This is a genomic window from Streptomyces sp. NPDC001858, assembly GCF_053594615.1.
In genome coordinates this window covers 116,853-135,178 of the sequence record NZ_JBSFEV010000013.1, presented here as the reverse complement: position 1 = coordinate 135,178, position 18,326 = coordinate 116,853, and the positions used below count along the sequence as shown (strand labels likewise).

Annotated in this window: 17 protein-coding genes; 9 read left to right on the top strand and 8 right to left on the bottom strand. The window is 71.3% G+C overall.

Annotated features, from left to right (window positions below):
• Window positions 1-13: 13 nt before the first annotated feature.
• From ACWCPF_RS20815 to ACWCPF_RS20785, 7 genes are all read right to left on the bottom strand, one after another.
• Window positions 14-1,225 carry a TerD family protein gene (locus tag ACWCPF_RS20815; RefSeq protein WP_451046576.1) on the bottom strand — a complete coding sequence of 404 codons (1,212 nt, stop codon included), beginning with the start codon at window positions 1,223-1,225 and terminating at the stop codon, window positions 14-16.
• An 83-nt stretch (window positions 1,226-1,308) separates the two neighbouring features.
• A complete protein-coding gene (locus ACWCPF_RS20810; protein WP_451046523.1) occupies window positions 1,309-2,298 on the bottom strand; it encodes a zinc-dependent alcohol dehydrogenase family protein in 990 nt (329 codons plus the stop codon).
• Window positions 2,295-3,119 (bottom strand): carbohydrate ABC transporter permease, encoded by an 825-nt coding sequence (locus tag ACWCPF_RS20805; protein WP_451046522.1) that lies wholly within the window; start codon window positions 3,117-3,119, stop codon window positions 2,295-2,297. Before ACWCPF_RS20805 ends, ACWCPF_RS20810 begins: the two co-directional genes overlap by 4 nt.
• The gene (locus tag ACWCPF_RS20800) at window positions 3,116-4,054 is read right to left on the bottom strand and encodes a carbohydrate ABC transporter permease (protein WP_451046521.1); all 939 of its coding nucleotides are present in this window, start codon (window positions 4,052-4,054) and stop codon (window positions 3,116-3,118) included. The genes ACWCPF_RS20805 and ACWCPF_RS20800 overlap by 4 nt, the downstream gene beginning before the upstream one ends.
• Window positions 4,051-5,421, bottom strand: coding sequence for an ABC transporter substrate-binding protein (locus tag ACWCPF_RS20795; protein ID WP_451046520.1), 1,371 nt, complete (start codon window positions 5,419-5,421; stop codon window positions 4,051-4,053). Before ACWCPF_RS20795 ends, ACWCPF_RS20800 begins: the two co-directional genes overlap by 4 nt.
• A gap of 79 nt (window positions 5,422-5,500) precedes the next feature.
• Window positions 5,501-6,268, bottom strand: coding sequence for a DeoR/GlpR family DNA-binding transcription regulator (locus ACWCPF_RS20790; protein ID WP_451046519.1), 768 nt, complete (start codon window positions 6,266-6,268; stop codon window positions 5,501-5,503).
• Between the two features lie 287 nt (window positions 6,269-6,555).
• Entirely contained in the window at window positions 6,556-7,365 is an 810-nt protein-coding gene (locus ACWCPF_RS20785; protein ID WP_451046518.1) for an NAD-dependent epimerase/dehydratase family protein, read from the bottom strand.
• A gap of 237 nt (window positions 7,366-7,602) precedes the next feature.
• On the opposite strand from ACWCPF_RS20785, the gene ACWCPF_RS20780 reads away from it, so the two are divergent.
• Together ACWCPF_RS20780 and ACWCPF_RS20775 are read left to right on the top strand one after the other, a co-directional pair.
• Entirely contained in the window at window positions 7,603-8,562 is a 960-nt protein-coding gene (locus ACWCPF_RS20780; protein WP_451046517.1) for a 5-dehydro-4-deoxyglucarate dehydratase, read from the top strand.
• Window positions 8,563-9,726 carry a hypothetical protein gene (locus ACWCPF_RS20775; RefSeq protein WP_451046516.1) on the top strand — a complete coding sequence of 388 codons (1,164 nt, stop codon included), beginning with the start codon at window positions 8,563-8,565 and terminating at the stop codon, window positions 9,724-9,726. It abuts the gene before it with no gap.
• A 336-nt stretch (window positions 9,727-10,062) separates the two neighbouring features.
• Here the strand turns inward: ACWCPF_RS20775 and ACWCPF_RS20770 are convergent, their stop codons facing one another.
• Complete coding sequence (locus ACWCPF_RS20770) at window positions 10,063-11,286, bottom strand: MFS transporter (protein WP_451046515.1); 1,224 nt, start codon at window positions 11,284-11,286, stop codon at window positions 10,063-10,065.
• 119 nt (window positions 11,287-11,405) lie between these two features.
• On the opposite strand from ACWCPF_RS20770, the gene ACWCPF_RS20765 reads away from it, so the two are divergent.
• The 7 genes from ACWCPF_RS20765 to ACWCPF_RS20735 all read left to right on the top strand — a co-directional run bounded on the left by ACWCPF_RS20765 (window position 11,406) and on the right by ACWCPF_RS20735 (window position 18,297).
• Complete coding sequence (locus tag ACWCPF_RS20765) at window positions 11,406-12,053, top strand: TIGR03086 family metal-binding protein (RefSeq protein WP_451046514.1); 648 nt, start codon at window positions 11,406-11,408, stop codon at window positions 12,051-12,053.
• Window positions 12,054-12,094: 41 nt separating this feature from the next.
• Entirely contained in the window at window positions 12,095-12,856 is a 762-nt protein-coding gene (locus tag ACWCPF_RS20760) for an MBL fold metallo-hydrolase (RefSeq protein ID WP_451046513.1), read from the top strand.
• A 132-nt stretch (window positions 12,857-12,988) separates the two neighbouring features.
• Complete coding sequence (locus ACWCPF_RS20755) at window positions 12,989-13,663, top strand: GntR family transcriptional regulator (protein ID WP_451046512.1); 675 nt, start codon at window positions 12,989-12,991, stop codon at window positions 13,661-13,663.
• The gene (locus tag ACWCPF_RS20750; RefSeq protein ID WP_451046511.1) at window positions 13,660-14,571 is read left to right on the top strand and encodes a dihydrodipicolinate synthase family protein; all 912 of its coding nucleotides are present in this window, start codon (window positions 13,660-13,662) and stop codon (window positions 14,569-14,571) included. Before ACWCPF_RS20755 ends, ACWCPF_RS20750 begins: the two co-directional genes overlap by 4 nt.
• Complete coding sequence (gene araD, locus ACWCPF_RS20745; protein ID WP_451046575.1) at window positions 14,568-16,337, top strand: L-arabinonate dehydratase; 1,770 nt, start codon at window positions 14,568-14,570, stop codon at window positions 16,335-16,337. Before ACWCPF_RS20750 ends, araD begins: the two co-directional genes overlap by 4 nt.
• Window positions 16,338-16,465: 128 nt before the next feature.
• Complete coding sequence (locus tag ACWCPF_RS20740) at window positions 16,466-17,401, top strand: carbohydrate ABC transporter permease (protein ID WP_451046510.1); 936 nt, start codon at window positions 16,466-16,468, stop codon at window positions 17,399-17,401.
• Window positions 17,398-18,297 carry a carbohydrate ABC transporter permease gene (locus tag ACWCPF_RS20735; protein ID WP_451046509.1) on the top strand — a complete coding sequence of 300 codons (900 nt, stop codon included), beginning with the start codon at window positions 17,398-17,400 and terminating at the stop codon, window positions 18,295-18,297. The genes ACWCPF_RS20740 and ACWCPF_RS20735 overlap by 4 nt, the downstream gene beginning before the upstream one ends.
• Window positions 18,298-18,326: the final 29 nt, after the last annotated feature.

Sequence of the window (18,326 nt, the reverse complement as noted above, 5' to 3'; positions counted from 1 at the left end):
GCTGGGGGGGCGGTTACAGGGCCTGGGCTCCTGGCTTCACCATGTTGCGGACCGTGCGGGCCTTGACGAAGTCGCCCATGGCCGTCATTTCCCACTCGCCGGAGAACTGCCTGATCATCTTGGCCATCAGCACGCCCGTCTGCGGTTCGGCGCCGGTGAGGTCGAAGCGGACGAGTTCCTCGCCGGTCGCGGCGTCCAGCAGTCGGCAGTAGGCCTTGGCGACCTCGGTGAACTTCTGGCCGGAGAACGAGTTCACCGTGAAGACCAGACCGCTCACCTCCTGCGGGAGGCGGCCGAGGTCGACGACGATCACCTCGTCGTCGCCCCCGCCCTCGCCGGTGAGGTTGTCGCCGGAGTGCTTGATCGCGCCGTTGACGATGGAGAGCTTGCCGAAGTAGCAGCTGTCGATGTGGTTGCGCTGGGGCCCGTAGGCGATCACCGAGGCGTCCAGGTCGATGTCCTTGCCGCGGAACGCGGGCTCCCAGCCGAGGCCCATCTTGACCTGCGAGAGCAGCGGGCGGCCGCCCTTGACGAGGGACACGGTCTGGTTCTTCTGCAGGCTGACCCGGCCCTTGTCCAGGTTGATCTTCCCAGTGGCCGGGGGAGCGGCCGGGGGAGCGGGCGGCGGCGGAGGCGTGGCGGTGCGCGGGTCCATGCGCGGGGCCGGCGGAGTGACCGGCGGCTGCACGGGCGGCGGCGGGGCGACCGGCTGGGTCTGGACGGCCGGCGCCGGCTCCTCCACCGTCACGCCGAAGTCGGTCGCGATGCCGGCCAGGCCGTTGGCGTACCCCTGGCCGACCGCACGGGCCTTCCACGCGCCGTTGCGGAGGTAGATCTCCACGACGACCAGCGCCGTCTCGTTGCCGAGCTGCGGGGGCGTGAACGTGGCCAGGACGCTGTTGTCGTCCGCGCCGCGGATCGTCGCCGTCGGCTCGACGCCCTGGAACGTCTGCCCCGCCGCGTCCGGGCTCGCGGTGACGACGATCTTCTCGATGCCCGGGGGGAGGGCGGTGGTGTCGACCGTGATCGCGTCGGGCGCTGTGCCGCCGCCCGAGCGGTAGGTGACGCCCGGGCCGGCGGGCTGGTTGTAGAAGATGAAGTCGTCGTCGGAGCGCACCTTGCCGTCGCCGGTGAGCAGCAGGCCCGAAACGTCGAGCCGCACCGGTGCGGCGACGTCCACCGTCACGCGGGCGACCGGGAGAGGGATGTTCGAGCCGGGGGTCATAGCTGTCATGCCTCGTGAACGATCGGGCCCACTTTGCCGTTCCCTTACCCGGCGGCCAATCGGGTCCCCCCGGACCCGGGACGCTACGGAACCACGACGATCTTCCTGCCCACCCCGGACGCGAACTGTTCCAGCGCCTGCGGGTACCGCTCCAGGGGCACCCGGTCGCTGATGAAGACACCGGGATCCAGCACCCCGTTCGCGAACAGCTCGGCCGCCCGTTCGAAACTGTGCAGGACCGCCATCGAGCCCGTGATGGTGATCTCCTGGTTGTAGATGCGGTACGGGTCGATCGTCACGCGCGTCGCGTAGTCCGCGACCCCGAACTGCAGAAACGTCCCGGCCTTGGCCACCCGCTCCAGCCCGTCCTGGATCGCCGCCGCGTTCCCCGTCGCGTCCACCACTACGTCCCAGCCCTGCGGACGCTCCAGCTCCTCCGGGTTCGCCGCCGCCCCGGAGACGCCCAGCCGCCGTGCCGTCTCCAGGCGCGCCGGGTTCACGTCCACGACGTCCACGCTCGCCGCGCCCGTGCGTTTCGCCAGCTCCAGCATCATCAGCCCCATCGTCCCGGAGCCGTAGATCAGCACATGCGCGCCGAGGCGCGCGCGGAGCACGTCGTAGCCGCGCACCGCGCAGGAGAGGGGTTCCACCAGGGCCGCGTCCTGGGTGCGGACGTGTTCGGGGAGCCGTACGCAGTTCGCCACCGGGGCCACCGCGTACTGCGCCGCGCCGCCCGCCGTCGTCACGCCGATCGCCGCCCAGCGCGCGCAGAGGTTGTTGTGGCCCGTACGGCAGTAGCGGCACTCGTGGCAGTAGAGGGACGGGTCGACCGCGACCCGGTCGCCCATCGACAGCTCCGTGACCTGGGCGCCGACCCCGACCACCGCGCCCGCGAACTCGTGCCCCGGCACGAGGGGCAGTTTCGGCGCGAACTCGCCCTGGAGGATGTGCAGATCGGTGCCGCACAGCCCGCAGGCGGCGACCTCCACGACCACCTCGCGCGGCCCGGGCGTCGGGTCGGGGACCTCGGTGACGACGGCGCGGCCCACGGACTCGATGACGGCGGCCTTCATTTCACGGCTCCCAGGGACAGGCCCTGGACCAGTTTGTCCTGGGCGGCGAACCCCGCGGCGAGCACCGGCAGGGAGACGACGAGCGAGGCGGCGCACACCTTCGCCAGGAACAGGCCCTGGCTGGTGATGAAGCCGGTCAGGAAGACGGGGGCGGTCTCCGCGACCACACCGGTGAGCACGCGCGCGAAGAGCAGCTCGTTCCAGCTGAAGATGAAGCAGATCAGGGCCGTCGCCGCGATGCCGGGCAGGGCGATCGGGGCGACCACGCGCGCGAGGATCGTCGGCAGCCGGGCCCCGTCCACCCGGGCCGCCTCGATCACCGCCACCGGGACCTCGGCCAGGAACGACTGCATCATCCACACCGCGATCGGCAGGTTCATGGAGGTGTACAGGACGACCAGGAGCCAGATGTTGTCCAGCAGGTCCGCGTTCTTGGCGAAAAGGTAGATCGGCAGCAGGCCCGCCACCACCGGCAGCATCTTGGTCGACAGGAAGAAGAACAGGACGTCCGTCCACTTCTTCACCGGGCGGATCGACAGCGCGTAGGCCGCCGGGAGGGCGAGCAGCAGGACCAGGGCGGTCGACCCGACCGACGCCACCGTCGAGTTGATCAGCGCGGGCCAGGGCGTCGCGCCACCGCCGGTGCCGAAGAACTCGCGGTAGCCGTCGAGGGTGAGCGACGCGGTGAAGGACGGCGGGTTGGTCGCCGCGTCCTGCTCGGAGTGGAAGGAGGTCAGGGCCATCCAGGCGATGGGCAGGAAGAACACGATCCCGGCTGCCCAGGCCAGCAGCGCGAGTCCGCCTCGGCGTACGACGTTCATGCGCGGGACACCTCCTCGCGGAACAGGGACGAGACGACCCGCAGGGCGAAGGTCGCGATGACGATCGAGCCGATGACCACCAGGACGCCCGCGGCCGAGGCGAGGCCGTTCTCATGGGCCTGGTAGAAGCTCTGGTAGACGGTGTAGGGCAGGTTCGCGGTGCCCAGGCCGCCGGAGGTGAGCGTGAAGACCGCGTCGAAGTTCTGGACGATGTAGATCGACCCGAGCAGCGCGCCCAGCTCCAGATACCGGCGCAGGTGCGGGAGCGTCAGATAGCGGAAGATCTGCCAGTCGCTCGCGCCGTCCACCCGCGCGGCCTCCAGCTGCTGCTGGTCGCGGCTCTGCAGGCCGGCGAGCAGGATCAGCATCATGAACGGCGTCCACTGCCAGACGAGGGACGCCTCCACCGCGAGCAGCGGGGTGTTCGAGATCCAGTCCGGCTGGGGGCCGCCCACGTAGTGCAACAACCCGTTGAGCAGGCCGTATTCGGGGTTGTACAGGACGTGCTTCCAGAGCAGGGCCGCGGCCACCGGGACCACCAGGAACGGGGCGATGAGCAGCGTGCGGACCACGCCACGGCCCCGGAACCTGCGGTCCAGGAGCAGCGCCAGCGCCAGGCCCAGCACCAGGCTGACCAGCACCACGGTCGCCGTCAGCAGGACGGTCGTCCACACCGAATGGCGCAGGTCGGCGTCGGTGAGGACCTGGTGGTAGTTGTCCAGGCCGGTGAAGCGGCGGGCGTCGGGGTAGAGGGCGTTCCAGTCGAAGAAGGAGATCACCAGCGTGGCCACGAACGGGAGTTGGGTGACCACGATCATGAAGATCAGGGCGGGCAGCAGCGGGGCGCGGGTCGCCCAGGCGCGCAGCCGTGCCTCCCGCGCGCGGGTCGTGGGTACGGGGGGTGCGGCCGCGGGGGCCGTCGTCGTCGCGGTCATCGTCCCTCGTACTCCTCGGAGATCCGCTCGGCGAGCGCCTGCGATTTCTTCAGGGCCGATTCGACGGACTGGCGTCCGGCGATGGCCGCGCTGATCTCCTGGGAGACCTTGGTGCCGAGGTCGGTGAACTCGGGGATGCCGACGAACTGGATGCCCGGCGCGGGCCGCGGCTGCACTCCCGGGTCGTTGGGCCGCGCGGCCTCGATGGCCTGCTTCGTCATCTCCTGGAAGGCGCCGGCCTCCGCGCGGTAGGCCGCGTTCTCGTACGTCGACGCCCGTTTGCCGGCCGGGACGTTCGCCCAGCCGATCTCCTCGCCGACCAGCTCCTCGTACTGCCTGCTCGACGCCCAGGAGACGAACTTCCAGGCCTTGTCGGGGTTGCGGGAGGACTTCTGGATGCCCCAGGCCCAGGTGTAGAGCCAGCCGGCCGCGTCGGTGCGTTCCACGGGGGCGGGCGCGTACCCCATCTTCCCCTTGACCGGGGACTTCGCGGCCTCCAGGGAACCGGCCGCGGAGGTGGCGTCGTACCACATGGCGACCTTGCCCTGGGTCATGTTGTTCAGGCACTCGGCGAAGCCGGACTGGGCGGCCCCGGACTCGCCGTGGTCGCGGACGAGGCCGACGTAGAACTTCACCGCCTTCTCCCACTCGGGGGAGTTCAGCCGCGCCTTCCAGTCCTTGTCGAACCAGGTGCCGCCGAAGGTGTTCACGACGGTCGTCAGGGGCGCCATCACCTCGCCCCAGCCGGGCAGTCCGCGCAGACAGATGCCCTTCATGCCGGGCTCGGCGCCGTCCGTCTGCGCCGCGAGGTCGGCCACCTGCTCCCAGGTGGGGTGCGCGGGCATGGTCAGGCCCTTCGCCGCGAACACGTCCTTGCGGTACATCAGGAAGGACGACTCGCCGTAGAAGGGCTGGCCGTAGAGCTCGCCGTCGTCCGCGGTGAGCGACTCGCGCATCGGCTCGAGGACGTCCTTCTCGTCGTACGCCGGGTCCTTCGCGACGTACGCGTCCATGGACCGCAGCCAGCCGTTGCGGGCGTAGATCGGGATCTCGTAGTTCGACAGGGTCGCCACGTCGTACTGGCCCGCCTGGTTGGCGAAGTCCTGGCTGATCTTGTCGCGGACGTCGTTCTCCGGCAGGACGGTGAAGCTCACCTTGATGCCGGTCTCCTTGGTGAAGTGTGCGGCGGTGAGCTTCTGCAACTCGGTCATCTGGGGGTTGTTGACCATGAGGACGTTGAGGGAGTCGCCGCCGGAACCCGCCCCGCCGGCCCCGGCCCAGCAGCCGGAGAGCAACGGTGCGAGCAGCGTCCCTGCGGCGGCCATGGCGAGCGTGGCTCGCGGCCTCCGTCGGCTCTGGGTGCGCATGGATCGCTCCTGGGCATAGTGGGATGTATCGGCCGCCCCGAGGCATGGCGGTGCCCTCGGGGATGGGTGGTTCGGGGGTTCAGACCCGGAGGACCTGAGGCCCCAGCAGCGAGTACCGGTGCGCCTCGGCCGTCGGGAGCAGCGTGCTGGTCACGATCGCCTCCAGTGCGCCCACCTCGGCGAACCGGCAGAAGCTGACCGCCCCGAACTTGGTGTGCACGCCCACGAAGACCGTGCGCCGGGCCGCCCGCACGGCCTGCGCCTTGACCTCGCCGACCGCGGGGTCCGGGGTGGTCAGACCGTGCTCGCGGGAGATGCCGTTGGCGCCGATGTAGGCGAGGTCGACGACGAAGCCGGCCAGCATCTTCGTCGTCCAGTGGTCGACGGTGGCCAGGGTGCCCGAGCGCACCCGGCCGCCGAGCAGCAGTACGGACATGTTGTCGGTCTCGGCGAGCGCGCCCGCGACCGGCAGGGACGCGGTGACCACGGTCAGCGGCCGGTCCGCGGGCAGTGCCTCGGCGATGAGCTGCGGGGTGAAGCCCTCGTCGACGAAGACCGTCTCGGCGTCCCCGAGCAGTCCGGCCGCCGCGGCGGCGATGCGGCGCTTCTCGGGCACGTGGCTGGTGGCGCGGAAGGCGAGCGTCGTCTCGAAGCCGGCGCTCTCCACGGGATAGGCCCCGCCGTGCGTACGGCGGACGAGGCCGTGGTCCTCCAGGGCGCGGAGGTCTCGGCGCACGGTTTCCTTGGCCACGCCGAGCTGGGTGGCGAGGGTGTTGACGTCGACGGCGCCGGTCGCGCGGGCGGTGCGGACGATGTGTCGCCGGCGGTCCTCCGCGGTGCCGGTCATTTCGTCACCCGCTTTCCTGATGTCGTTGCCCGTTCGGGCCGTATGCAGGAAGTTCTACAGCGGGTGCGGGGCGGTGACCAGGTCTGTTGCAGGGGTGATAGTGACCGCGTGTACCCGTTCGGGCGGATCGGGCCTACGGGCTCGGCAGGTGCTGTCGTGCGGCGGCTGCGGGTGCGTTGTGGCTGGTCGCGCAGTTCCCCGCGCCCCTTGGGCGGCGCTGCGCGCCACCTTCAGGGGGCGCCGGGAACGCCCGAAGGCGGCGCCGTGCCGCCCGTTCGGCGCCCGTCTCAGTACGGCCAGATCGGCGGGTCGCTGACGAAGTGGCCGCCCAGGTAGGCGTGGGCGATGTTCTGCGGGTCCAGCTCGCCCTGTTCGGCGATCAGCTTCTCGGCGTACGGCTCGGAGTCGTCCTGCGGCTCGTAGCCGAGCGCCCGCGCGGTGCCGAGGTCCCACCACAGCCGGGTGTTGGCGGAGGAGCCGTAGACGACGGTGTGGCCGACGTTCTCGGCGGTCAGGGCCGCGTGGAAGAGGCGGGCGCCGTCCGCCGGGCTCATCCACACCGACAGCATGCGCACGCTGGTCGGCTCGGCGAAGCAGGAGCCGATGCGCACCGAGACCGTCTCCAGGCCGTGCTTGTCCCAGTAGAGCTGGGCGAGGTCCTCGCCGAAGGACTTGGACAGGCCGTAGAAGGTGTCCGGGCGGCGCGGCGCGTCGATCGTGATCAGCGGGTCGTCGCCCCGGGGGCGGGGGGTGAAGCCGACGGCGTGGTTGGAGGAGGCGAACACGACCCGTTCGACACCCTCCTCGCGGGCGGCCTCGTACAGGTGGTAGGTGCCCTCGATGTTGGCCTTGAGGATCTTCTCGAACGGGGCTTCCAGGGAGATGCCCGCGAGATGGATGATCGCGTCGACGCCCCGCACGGCCTCGCGGACGGCCCCCTTGTCGGCCAGGTCCGCGACGATCGCGTCCGGCTCGCCGTCGATCGGGCGCAGGTCGAGCAGGCGCAGCTGGTAGCCGTAGGCCGGCAGCAGGTCCCGCATCAGGGTGCCGAGGCCGCCGGCGGCGCCGGTGAGCAGGACGGTGCGCGGTGCGGGCATCCTCGGGTCTCCTCTTGGATCACTTGAGCGGACGGACGCATGGACGGAACACGTGGGCGGACGCATGCATGGCTGAAGTTCACATTCATGGACACGCTAAGGAGCGGCGGCGGTGCCCGTCAAGTGTCCTACAGCCGCGCCAAAACTGCTGGTGTCTCGGGGGTTGGCCCGCTTGACCGGGCTCGATCGGGCACCTTAGCGTGAGCTTGTTCAGGAATATGGACACCGCTCAAGAATATGGACCCGGGAGAGCCTGTGACGTCAGCCCCGCTCGCCGCCCGCCTCCGCGTCCCCAGCGGACCGCTGTTCTTCCCCGTCACCGCCTACGGCCCCGACGGCTCCCTCGACCTCGACGTCTACCGCGCACACGTCCGCCGCGGGGTGGAGGCGGGCGCCGCCGCCGTCTTCGCGGCCTGCGGCACCGGGGAGTTCCACGCGCTCTCACCGGAGGAGTTCGAGGCCTGCGTACGAGCGGCCGTCGAGGAGACCGCCGGGCGGGTGCCGGTCGTCGCGGGCGCCGGCTACGGGACCGCCCTCGCCGTGCGCTACGCGAGGCTCGCGGAGCGGGCCGGGGCGGACTGTCTGCTCGTCCTGCCGCCCTACCTCGTCGTGGCCGCCCAGGTGGGCCTGCTCAAGCACTACCGCGCGGTGGCGGCCGCGACGGCGCTGCCCGCGATCGTCTACCAGCGCGACAACGCCGTCTTCACCCCCGAGACCGTCGTCGAACTCGCCCGCACCGAGGGGATCATCGGCCTCAAGGACGGCCTCGGCGACCTCGACCTCATGCAGCGGATCGTCAGCGCCGTGCGCACCGAGGTCCCCGGCGACTTCCTCTACTTCAACGGCCTGCCGACCGCCGAACAGACCCAGCTCGCCTACCGGGCCCTCGGCGTCACCCTCTACTCCTCGGCCGTGTTCTGCTTCGCCCCCGACATCGCCCTCGCCTTCCACCGGGCGCTCACCACCGGCGACGAGGCCACCGCCCGCCGGCTGCTCGACGGCTTCTACCGGCCGTTCGTCGAACTGCGCGCCCAGGGCCGCGGTTACGCCGTCTCCCTCGTCAAGGCCGGTGTCCGGCTGTGCGGCCTCGACGTCGGCGAGGTCCGCCCGCCGCTGCACGAACCGGGCGAGGATCATGTCGAACAACTCGCCCAGGTGCTGGAACGCGGCTACGCGCTGCTGGAGGAGGACAAGTAAGTGAAGGCGTCGACATTCGTCTACCCCTGGGACGTCACCGGCGATCCCGAGGCCCCGGCCCGGATCGCCGCGCTCGGAGTGGAACAGGTGACCCTCGCCTCCGCCTACCACTCCACCCGCGCCCTCACCCCGCGCCACCCGCGCCACCGCATCGTCACCGCCGAGCACGCGGCCGTGCTGTACCCGCCGGACGGCCGCTGGGAGGGCCGCGCCCTGCGCCCGTACCCGGCCGGCGACTGGGCCCCCGGCGACGCCTACGGCGAGGCCGCCGAAGCGCTCGCGGGGGCCGGCCTCGACGTGCACACCTGGGTCGTCCTCGCGCACAACTCCCGCCTGGGCGCCGACCATCCGGACACCTCGGTCGTCAACGCCTACGGCGACCGCTACCCGTGGGCCCCCTGCATCGCCCAGCCCGCCACGCGCGCGTACCTCGTCGACCTCGCCGCCGAGGCCGCCGTGCGCCCCGGCGCGGGCGGCACCGAACTGGAGTCCCTCGGCTGGTACGGCCTCCAGCATCTGCACGCCCACGACAAGACCGGCGGCGTCGGCCTCGGCGACGCCGGCCAGTACCTGATGGCGCTCTGCTTCTGCCCCGACTGCCGGTCCGGCTACGGCGAGCAGGGCCTGGACGCCGAGGCGCTCGCCGCCGCCGTCCGCGAGGCGCTGGAGCCGCTGTGGCGGGGGGCGCCGGACGACGAAGGCTGGGCAGGCGTCGAGAAGCTCCTCGGGGAGGAGACGGCGACGGCCACGCGCGCGTGGCGCGACGAAACCGCCCGCACCCTCCAGGAGACGGCCGTCGCCGCAGTCCGGGCCGCCGCGCCCGCCGGCTTCCAGGTCCTGCTGCACGCCGACCCCGTGACGTACCACGTGGGCGCCAACCCGGGCGTCGACCCCGCGCACATCCTGTCCGTCGCGGACGGCGTGGTGGTGCCCTGCGCGGGCGGGCCCGCCCTGCTGACCCCCTTCGCCGAGCAGCGCCGCGAGGGCGCGGTCATCGCCGCCAACCTCGGTGTCGTCTCCGGCATGGGCGGCAGCCCGGAGACCCTCACGGCCGACGCGACCCGAGCGAAGAACCTCGGGGCGACCCAGATCCGCCTGTACCACGCCGGCCTGGCGTCGGACGCGGACCTGACCGCAGTCCGGAAGGCACTGGCGGCCCGCTGAGCGCTTCGCTGGAGGTGCCCGTGATGTGCCGTCGTTCTGCTGCGGCGCCGTCGTGGCCGGTCGCGCAGTTCCCCGCGCCCCTTTGAGGGCGCTGCCGACTTCGCCCGACCCGCTCAGTGGCGCGCTGAGCGGGCGGTGGGAAGGCCGGGGGTGTCGGTGGTTCGGTTGCTTCAGGTCGGGCTGGCGTCGGACGCGGACCTCGCTGCCGTCCGGGAGGCGCTGAGCGCTTCGCTGGAGGTGTCCGTGATGTGCCGTCGTTTTGCTGCGGCGCTGTCGTGGCCGGTCGCGCAGTTCCCCGCGCCCCTTTGAGGGCGCTGCCGACTTCGCCCGACCCGCTCAGTGGCGCGCTGAGCGGGCGGTGGGAAGGCCCGGCGGGCTCGTGGGGCGCTGGAACAGGGGCAGGGCTGTCAGCAGGCGGGTTGCGCCCAGCAGTGCCAGCAGGGGTTGGTACGGGACGAGTTCGACGAGTCCGGCGCCGATCGCGAGGCCGAAGACGTTCGGGGCGTACAGCAGGGTGCCGGCCGTGGCGGCGACCCGGCCCAGCAGCGGGTCCGGAGTCTCCCGCTGGACGGCGGTCAGCGCGGCGATCAGCACACAGGGCAGCCCGGCCCCGATCGCGGCGGCGCACACCAGGACCACCGGTTCCGACGGGACGGCCCGCACGGCCACCGCGACGGCCGTCAGGGCGATCCCGCACGCCGCGAACCTGCGCTCTCCCAGCCACCGCAGCGCGGGCCCCGAGAGCAGCCCGATCACGACCGAACCGGCGCCCTGGACGGCGTACAGCACGCCCGCGAAGGCGGGGGCGCGGCCGAGGCCCTCGACGACGGCGTAGACCGACGCGCCGTTGACCCCAGCGAACAGCATCGTCGTACCGCCCGCCACGGCCAGCGGACGCAGCGCCGGGTGCCCCCAGAGGAAGCGGGCGCCCTCGGCCGTCCGCGCCCGCCAACTGCCCGTGACGGGCTCCGGACGGGCCGCGCGGACCCGCACGCACGCGTACAGCCCCGCCGCGCACACGAAACTCGCCGCGTCCAGCAGCGCCACGCTCGGGCCGCCGTAGGCCGCGTAGACGCCCGCGCCCGCCAGCGGGGCCACCAGCTTCATGCCCTCCACGGCCGTGGTGCGCAGCCCGTTGAAGTCGCCGAGCAGCTCCGGTGCGACCGCGCCGGCGACCAGCGCGGACTCGGCCGCGTCGGCCACCACCGAGGCCGCGCCGTACAGCACCAGCACCGTGAACAGCAGCCACAGCCGGCCGGGGGAGTCCACGGCGAGGACGGTGAGCAGCAGGGCCGCCGGGCCCAGGTTGAGCGCGACCAGCAGGGGCTTGCGCGGGGTGCGGTCGGCGAGGGCGCCCAGCAGCGGGCCGAACAGGGTGGGCAGCCACAGCGCCAGCACGGACAGCGCCGCGAGCCCGTTCGAGCCGGTGAGGTCCTTGACCCACACCCCGGACACCAGCCACAGCGCGGAGGTGCCGAACCCGGAGACCACCGACGCCGCGAGATAGAGCGCCGCGTCCCGGTCCCGCAGGACGCGCAGCACGGACCAGTTCTTCGTCATGCCTGGTCATCGTGGTTCTAAGGCCCCCGTCCGGGCATCGGGCAGGTGCCTTAGAAACGCGGCCGGGAGTGCGCGGCGCCGCACCGATGAGTTCGGGGGCCGCCGTCGGTCCACCCTGTATGACCTACTCGACGATCACCCTCGACCTCGGACCCCAGACCCGGATCGTGGCGCGCCTCGCGGAGGCGGTCCGCGACGAGCGGCTCACGGACGGGACGCCCTGCCCGGACTACGCGGTCCGCCACCTGCTCGGACATCTGACCGGCCTCGCCGTCGCCTTCCGCGACGCCGCCCGCAAGGACCTCGGCGCCACCACCGACACCCCGCCGGCGACCGCCGTGCCGGACATCGGCCCCGGCTGGCGCGAGGAACTGGCCGAGGCGCTCGACGAACTCGCCGAAGCCTGGCGCGACCCGGCGGCCTGGAGCGGCATGACCCGCGCGGGCGGCGTGGACCTGCCCGGCGAGATCGCGGCCGCCGTCGCCGTAGACGAACTGGTGATCCACGGCTGGGACCTGGCCCGCGCCACGCGGCAGGAGTACCGGCCCGACCCGGCGGCGCTGTCGGCCGCGCACGACTTCCTCGCCGCCGCGGCGGCCGAGAACGACCGCGGAGAGGGCATCTTCGGCCCCGTCGTCGAGGTGCCGGCAGACGCCCCGCTGCTCGACCGCGCGGTCGGCCTGAGCGGCCGCGACCCCGCGTGGACCCGCCGGCCGGCCCAGCCCGTGGCCGCCGCACACGGACGTAAACCGGGCGCGTCCGCGTAAACGGGGCGCGTCCGGCGGGGCCGAAACGTACGCTCCCGAGCATGCCCCTCAGCCTCACCGTCCTCGGTACCGCCTCTCCGCACCCGGGGCCCGGCCGCCCCTGCTCCGGCTATCTGCTGCGCGGCGCGGGGGCCGAGGTGTGGGTCGACGCGGGGCCGGGCTCCTTCGCCGAGTTGCAGCGGCACACGGATCCCGACCGGCTCACGGCGATCTGGATCTCCCACCTCCACGCCGACCACAGCGCCGATCTCCTCGCCGCCGCCTACGCGTTCGCCTACGGCGGGATGACCCCGCCGGCCCCGATCCCGGTCTACGCGCCGCTCGACTGCGCCCGGCGCATGGCGGGCTTCTTCGGCCGGCCGGACGTACGGTTCCTGAGCGAGTTCCTCGACTTCAGGGCCCTGTTCGACGGGCACACCGTACGGCACTGGAACCTGCGCCTCAGCTCGCGCGCGATGGCGCACGGCACCGAGGCCTACGGGCTGCGCGCCGAGTGCCAGGGCAGCGTCCTCGCCTACTCCGGCGACACCGGGCCCTGCGACGCGCTCACCGAACTCGCCTCCGGGGCCGAGCTGTTCCTGTGCGAGGCGGACATCGACCGGCATCGCGAAGGCGAACGCGAGCCGCAGGTGCATCTCACGCCGGAGGACGCCGGTGAGGCCGCCCGCAAGGCGGGGGTGCGCGAGCTGTACATCACCCACGTCGGGCCCACGCTGGACCGAAAGGAAGCGACCGCCCGCGCCGCGACGGCCTTCGGCGGACCCACCCGCACCGCACGCGAGGGCGAGACCATCCCCTTCTGACGCTTCCTTTGTCAGAAGCATTGACGAAACACAGGGCTGCTCCTACCTTCAACGCGTCGTACTTCGTACGTCATATATGAGACGCGATATGTGAGATCCGATCCCGAGATCCGTGAGATCCGAGAGGCGCGCATGACCTCTGTGCCCACGCCGATCCCGTCCCGCACGCAGTATGTGCTGGAGGAGATCAAACGCCGCATCCTGACCGGGCGGCTGACGCCCGGTCAGGCCCTGGTCGAGACCGAGCTCGCCGCGCAGTTCGGGGTCTCCAAGACCCCGGTGCGCGAGGCGCTCAAGACCCTGGCCGGCACCGGACTGGTCGTCATGAGCCAGTACAAGGGCGTCACGGTGCGCATGGTGGACGCGGACATGGCGCGCGAGGTCTACGACGTACGCCTGCTCCTCGAACCCGAGGCGCTCAGGCGGGCCGTGCGCCGAGGCGCCTCCCTGGACGCCGCGCGTTCCGCGCTGACCAGGGCCGACGAGGCCACCGACACCGCCGAGCGGTCCCTGGCCAACCGGGAGTTCCACCGCGCCCTGTATCTGCCGTGCGGCAACCCGCTGCTCGGCCGGATGCTCGACGAGGTCCGCGACCAGGCCGCCCTGGTCTCCGCCGTCGCCTGGGCCGCCTCGCCCTCCTGGGAACGGGAGGCCGGCGAGCACCGCGAGATCCTGCGGCTCGCCCTGGCCGGCGACGCGGACGGCGCCGGCCGCGCCCTGCACGCCCACATCGCGTCCTTCGTGCACCGGGCGTTCCCCGAGATCGCCCAAGAGGCACAGCTACCTGAACAGGAAGGTCAGGAATGAGCAGCGTGGCGTTCGAGACCCAGCGGGCGGCCCTGGCCGACGTCGTGGCGATCCCGGTGACCCCGTTCGCCGAGGACGGCTCCGTCGACGGCGAAGCCCACCGGGCCCTGCTGCGCCGGCTGCTCGACGGCGGCATCACCACCCTCACCCCGAACGGCAACACCGGCGAGTTCTACGCCCTCACCCCCGAGGAGCGCCGGCTCGTCACGGAACTGACCATCGATGAGGCGGGGGATCGTTCAACGATCCTCGTCGGCGTCGGCCATGACGTGCCGACCGCCGTCGCCTCCGCCCGGCACGCCCGTGACCTGGGCGCGCAGATGGTGATGGTGCACCAGCCCGTCCACCCCTACGTCTCGCAGAGCGGCTGGGTCGACTACCACCGGGAGATCGCGCGGGCCGTGCCCGAGCTGGGGGTCGTCCCGTACATCCGCAACGCGCAGCTGCTCGGCGAACGCCTCGCCGAACTCGCCGACGACTGTCCCAACGTCATCGGCGTCAAATACGCCGTCCCGGACGCCTCCCGGTTCGCCGCCTTCGCGCGCGACGCCGGCCTGGAGCGTTTCGTCTGGGTCGCCGGTCTCGCCGAGCCCTACGCCCCCTCCTATTTCTCCGCGGGCGCCACCGGCTTCACCTCGGGGCTGGTGAACGTTGCCCCGGCCGTTTCGCTGAACATGATCGAAGCGCTTCGATCAGGGGATTACCCGGCCGCGATGAAAGTGTGGGAACAGATCAGGCGCTTCGAGGAGCTGCGGGCCGCGGGCGGCTCCGCCAACAACGTCACCGTCGTCAAGGAGGCCCTTGCCTCCCTTGGTCTGTGCCGCCGCGAGGTCCGCCCGCCGAGCCGGACGCTGCCCGACGGCGAGCGGGCCGAGGTTGCCGCCATAGCAGCCGGATGGTCCATATGAAGCGCTTCGACGATCTTCCCGGCGACCCGTCCCAGCAGCCTCAGCGGCGACGTCCCGAGGACCTCAGAAGTCACCAGTGGTACGGCGCCGAGGGCCTGCGCTCCTTCAGCCACCGGGCCCGCACCCGCCAGCTCGGCTACCTGCCCGAGGAGCACCTCGGCAAGCCGGTCATCGCGATTCTCAACACCTGGTCGGACATCAACCCCTGTCATGTGCACCTCCGTGAGCGCGCCCAGGCGGTCAAACGGGGCGTGTGGCAGGCGGGCGGGTTCCCACTGGAGTTCCCGGTCTCCACACTCAGCGAGACCTTCCAGAAGCCGACCCCGATGCTCTACCGCAACCTGCTCGCGATGGAGACCGAGGAACTGCTGCGCTCCTATCCGGTCGACGGGGCCGTGCTGATGGGCGGCTGCGACAAGACCACTCCCGCGCTGCTCATGGGCGCCGCCAGCGTCGACCTGCCGACGGTCTTCGTGCCGGCCGGGCCCATGCTGCCGGGCCACTGGCGCAACGAGGTCCTCGGCTCCGGCACCGACATGTGGAAGTACTGGGACGACAAGCGGGCCGGTCTCATCGGCGACTGCGAGCTGGCCGAGCTGGAGAACGGCCTCGCCCGCTCGCCTGGCCACTGCATGACGATGGGCACGGCGTCCACGCTGACGGCCGCCGCGGAGGCGCTGGGCGTGACGGTCCCGGGCGCGTCGAGCATTCCGGCCGTGGACTCGGGGCACGATCGGATGGCCGCGCAATCCGGCATGAGGATCGTTGAACAAGTCCACAAGAACCGTGTTCTCTCGTCGATCCTCACCCACGACGCCTTCGAGGACGCCGTGACGACCGTCCTGGGCCTCGGCGGCTCCACCAACGCCGTGATCCACCTCATCGCCATGGCCGGCCGGGCCGGCGTCAAACTCACCCTCGACGACTTCGACCGCATCGCCCGGACCGTCCCCGTCCTCGCCAACGTCCGCCCCGGCGGCCGGACGTACCTCATGGAGGACTTCCACTTCGCCGGCGGCCTGCCCGGCTTCCTCTCCCGGATCCCGGACCTGCTCCACCTGGACCGCCCGACCGTCTCGTACGACACGATGCGCGAGCAGCTCGCCGGTGCCCAGGTCCACAACGACGACGTCATCCGGCACCGGGACAACCCGGTGGCGAACGAGGGCGGGGTCGCCGTCCTGCGCGGCAACCTCTGCCCGGACGGCGCCGTCATCAAGCACATCGCCGCTGAGCCGCAGCTGCTCCAGCACACCGGCCCCGCGGTCGTCTTCGACGACTACCGCACCATGCAACGCACCCTCAACGACCCGGAGTTGGGCATCACCGCCGACACCGTGCTGGTGCTGCGCGGCTCCGGTCCCAAGGGCGGCCCGGGCATGCCCGAGTACGGCATGCTGCCCATCCCCGACCACCTGCTCAAGCAGGGCGTCCGGGACATGGTCCGGATCTCCGACGCCCGGATGAGCGGCACGAGTTACGGCACCTGCGTGCTGCACATCGCCCCCGAGTCGTACGTCGGCGGGCCCCTCGCCCTGGTGCGCACCGGTGACTCCATCACCCTCGACGTCGAGGGCCGCTCGCTCCGACTCAACGTGGACGACGAGGAGTTGGCGCGCCGTCGCGCCGAGTGGACGCCGCCGCCCACCCGGTACGAGCGCGGCTACGGCGCGCTCTACAACGAACAGATCACCCAGGCCGACACCGGCTGCGACTTCGAGTTCCTGGCCCGCCCGGGCAAGGTCGCGGACCCGTACGCGGGCTGAGCAGCCAGTACCGCAGCGCACACCCCTGCACAGGAAGAAAGCGCTTCCCGAACGACGCACGACTGACGCACCACGCGCACCACACACGCACCACGCACGCACGACGTAACTGAGAACGGAGAACAGTCATGGCCCAAGCCGCAGCCGTGGCGAAACCGCCCGCGCCCGGGCGGCGGCGCCGTGCCTCCGCCACGCCGCGCAGGCTGCCGTACCTGCTGATCGCGCCGGCGGCCCTGCTGATGCTGGGCTTCATCGCCTACCCGGTCATCAGCGTCTTCTACTACAGCCTGCAGAACTACAACCCCACCAAGCCATGGCGGAACGGCTTCGCGGGCTTCGACAACTTCACCAAGATCTTCACCGACGACCCGCAGTTCTGGGACACGCTGACCTTCAGCGCCAAGTGGGTCTTCGTCGAGGTCGGGCTGCAACTGCTGTTCGGGCTGGCGCTCGCGCTGATCGTCAACCAGACCTTCGTCGGCCGCTCGCTCGGCCGCGCACTGGTCTTCTCCCCGTGGGCCGTCTCCGGCGTGCTGACCTCCGCGATCTGGGTGCTGCTCTACAACTCGCAGACGGGCATCACCCGTTACCTCGCGGACATGGGCATCGGCGAGTACGGGACCAGCTGGCTCTCGGACACCTCCACCGTCTTCCCGGCGGTGGTCGTCGCCGACCTGTGGCGCGGCGTCCCCTTCTTCGCGATCCTCATCCTCGCCGACCTCCAGTCCGTGTCCAAGGACCTGTACGAGGCCGCCGAGGTCGACGGCGCCAGCCGCGTCAAGCAGTTCTGGTACATCACCCTGCCCCACCTGAAGGACGCCATCGTCCTGTCCACGCTGCTGCGCATGGTGTGGGAGTTCAACAACGTCGACCTGCTGTACACGCTCACCGGCGGCGGCCCGGCGGGGGAGACCACCACCCTCCCGCTCTACATCGCCAACACCAGCGTCGACGCACACAACTTCGGCTACGCGTCCGCCCTCACCACGGTCGCGTTCGTGATTCTGCTCTTCTGCTCGATGGTCTATCTGCGGCTGAGCAAGTTCGGAGGAGGCGACAAGTGATCACCAAGGAGGCCACCGAGGTCAGGCCCGTCCCCGTGCACCTGCCCCAGGCCGCCGACCGACGGCCGTCCAAGAGAAAGCGCGCCTGGGACGAAGCTCCGCGCTGGCAGATCTACCTCCCTCTGACGATCTATCTGGTCTTCACCCTCGTCCCCTTCTACTGGATCCTCCTCTTCGCGCTCCGCCCGGCCGGCTCGACCTCGCTCGTGCCCTGGCCCATGACCTTCGACCACTTCGAGAAGGTCTGGAACGAGCGTGACTTCGGGATCTACTTCCAGAACAGCGTGATCACCGCGGTGGCGACCCTGCTGCTCACCACCGGCGTCGCCCTGGCCGGCGGCTACGCCCTGGCCCGCTTCGACTTCAAGATCAAGCGCGGCTTCATGCTCGCCCTGCTGTGCACCCAGTTCGTGCCCGGCGCGCTGCTTCTCGTGCCGCTCTTCCAGATCTTCGCCGAGCTGAAGATGATCAACTCGCTGGCGAGCGTCATCATCGCGGAAACCGTTTTCCAGCTTCCGCTGTCGATGATCCTGATCAGCGGCTTCATCCGGAACGTGCCGTACTCCCTGGAGGAGGCCGCCTGGGTCGACGGCTGCAACCGGCTCACCGCCTTCCGGATCGTCGTCCTCCCGCTGTTGCGGCCCGGGTTGATCGCGGTCGGCTCCTTCGCCTTCGTGCACGCCTGGAACCACTTCCTGTTCGCCCTGATGTTCCTGTCGGACCAGACCAAGCAGACGATTCCGGTCGGCCTCAACACCCTGATGAGCGGGGACAGCGTCGACCTGGGCGCGCTGGCCGCGGGCGGCATCATCGCCGCCGTCCCCGTGGTGATCGTCTTCGCCTTCATCCAGAAGTGGCTGATCACCGGCTTCAGCGCGGGGGCGGTGAAGGGATGAGGATCGGAATGAAAGCCGGAATGAAAGCC

Coding starts and splice junctions, on each gene's coding strand:
- ACWCPF_RS20780 (WP_451046517.1), top strand. CDS start 7,603: ATGGACCCGGGAGAGCCTGTGACGTCAGCCCCGCTCGCCGCCCGCCTC.
- ACWCPF_RS20795 (WP_451046520.1), bottom strand. CDS start 5,421: ATGCGCACCCAGAGCCGACGGAGGCCGCGAGCCACGCTCGCCATGGCC.
- ACWCPF_RS20755 (WP_451046512.1), top strand. CDS start 12,989: ATGACCTCTGTGCCCACGCCGATCCCGTCCCGCACGCAGTATGTGCTG.
- ACWCPF_RS20770 (WP_451046515.1), bottom strand. CDS start 11,286: ATGACGAAGAACTGGTCCGTGCTGCGCGTCCTGCGGGACCGGGACGCG.
- ACWCPF_RS20785 (WP_451046518.1), bottom strand. CDS start 7,365: ATGCCCGCACCGCGCACCGTCCTGCTCACCGGCGCCGCCGGCGGCCTC.
- ACWCPF_RS20790 (WP_451046519.1), bottom strand. CDS start 6,268: ATGACCGGCACCGCGGAGGACCGCCGGCGACACATCGTCCGCACCGCC.
- araD (WP_451046575.1), top strand. CDS start 14,568: ATGAAGCGCTTCGACGATCTTCCCGGCGACCCGTCCCAGCAGCCTCAG.
- ACWCPF_RS20740 (WP_451046510.1), top strand. CDS start 16,466: ATGGCCCAAGCCGCAGCCGTGGCGAAACCGCCCGCGCCCGGGCGGCGG.
- ACWCPF_RS20765 (WP_451046514.1), top strand. CDS start 11,406: ATGACCTACTCGACGATCACCCTCGACCTCGGACCCCAGACCCGGATC.
- ACWCPF_RS20805 (WP_451046522.1), bottom strand. CDS start 3,119: ATGAACGTCGTACGCCGAGGCGGACTCGCGCTGCTGGCCTGGGCAGCC.
- ACWCPF_RS20800 (WP_451046521.1), bottom strand. CDS start 4,054: ATGACCGCGACGACGACGGCCCCCGCGGCCGCACCCCCCGTACCCACG.
- ACWCPF_RS20810 (WP_451046523.1), bottom strand. CDS start 2,298: ATGAAGGCCGCCGTCATCGAGTCCGTGGGCCGCGCCGTCGTCACCGAG.
- ACWCPF_RS20750 (WP_451046511.1), top strand. CDS start 13,660: ATGAGCAGCGTGGCGTTCGAGACCCAGCGGGCGGCCCTGGCCGACGTC.
- ACWCPF_RS20760 (WP_451046513.1), top strand. CDS start 12,095: ATGCCCCTCAGCCTCACCGTCCTCGGTACCGCCTCTCCGCACCCGGGG.
- ACWCPF_RS20815 (WP_451046576.1), bottom strand. CDS start 1,225: ATGACCCCCGGCTCGAACATCCCTCTCCCGGTCGCCCGCGTGACGGTG.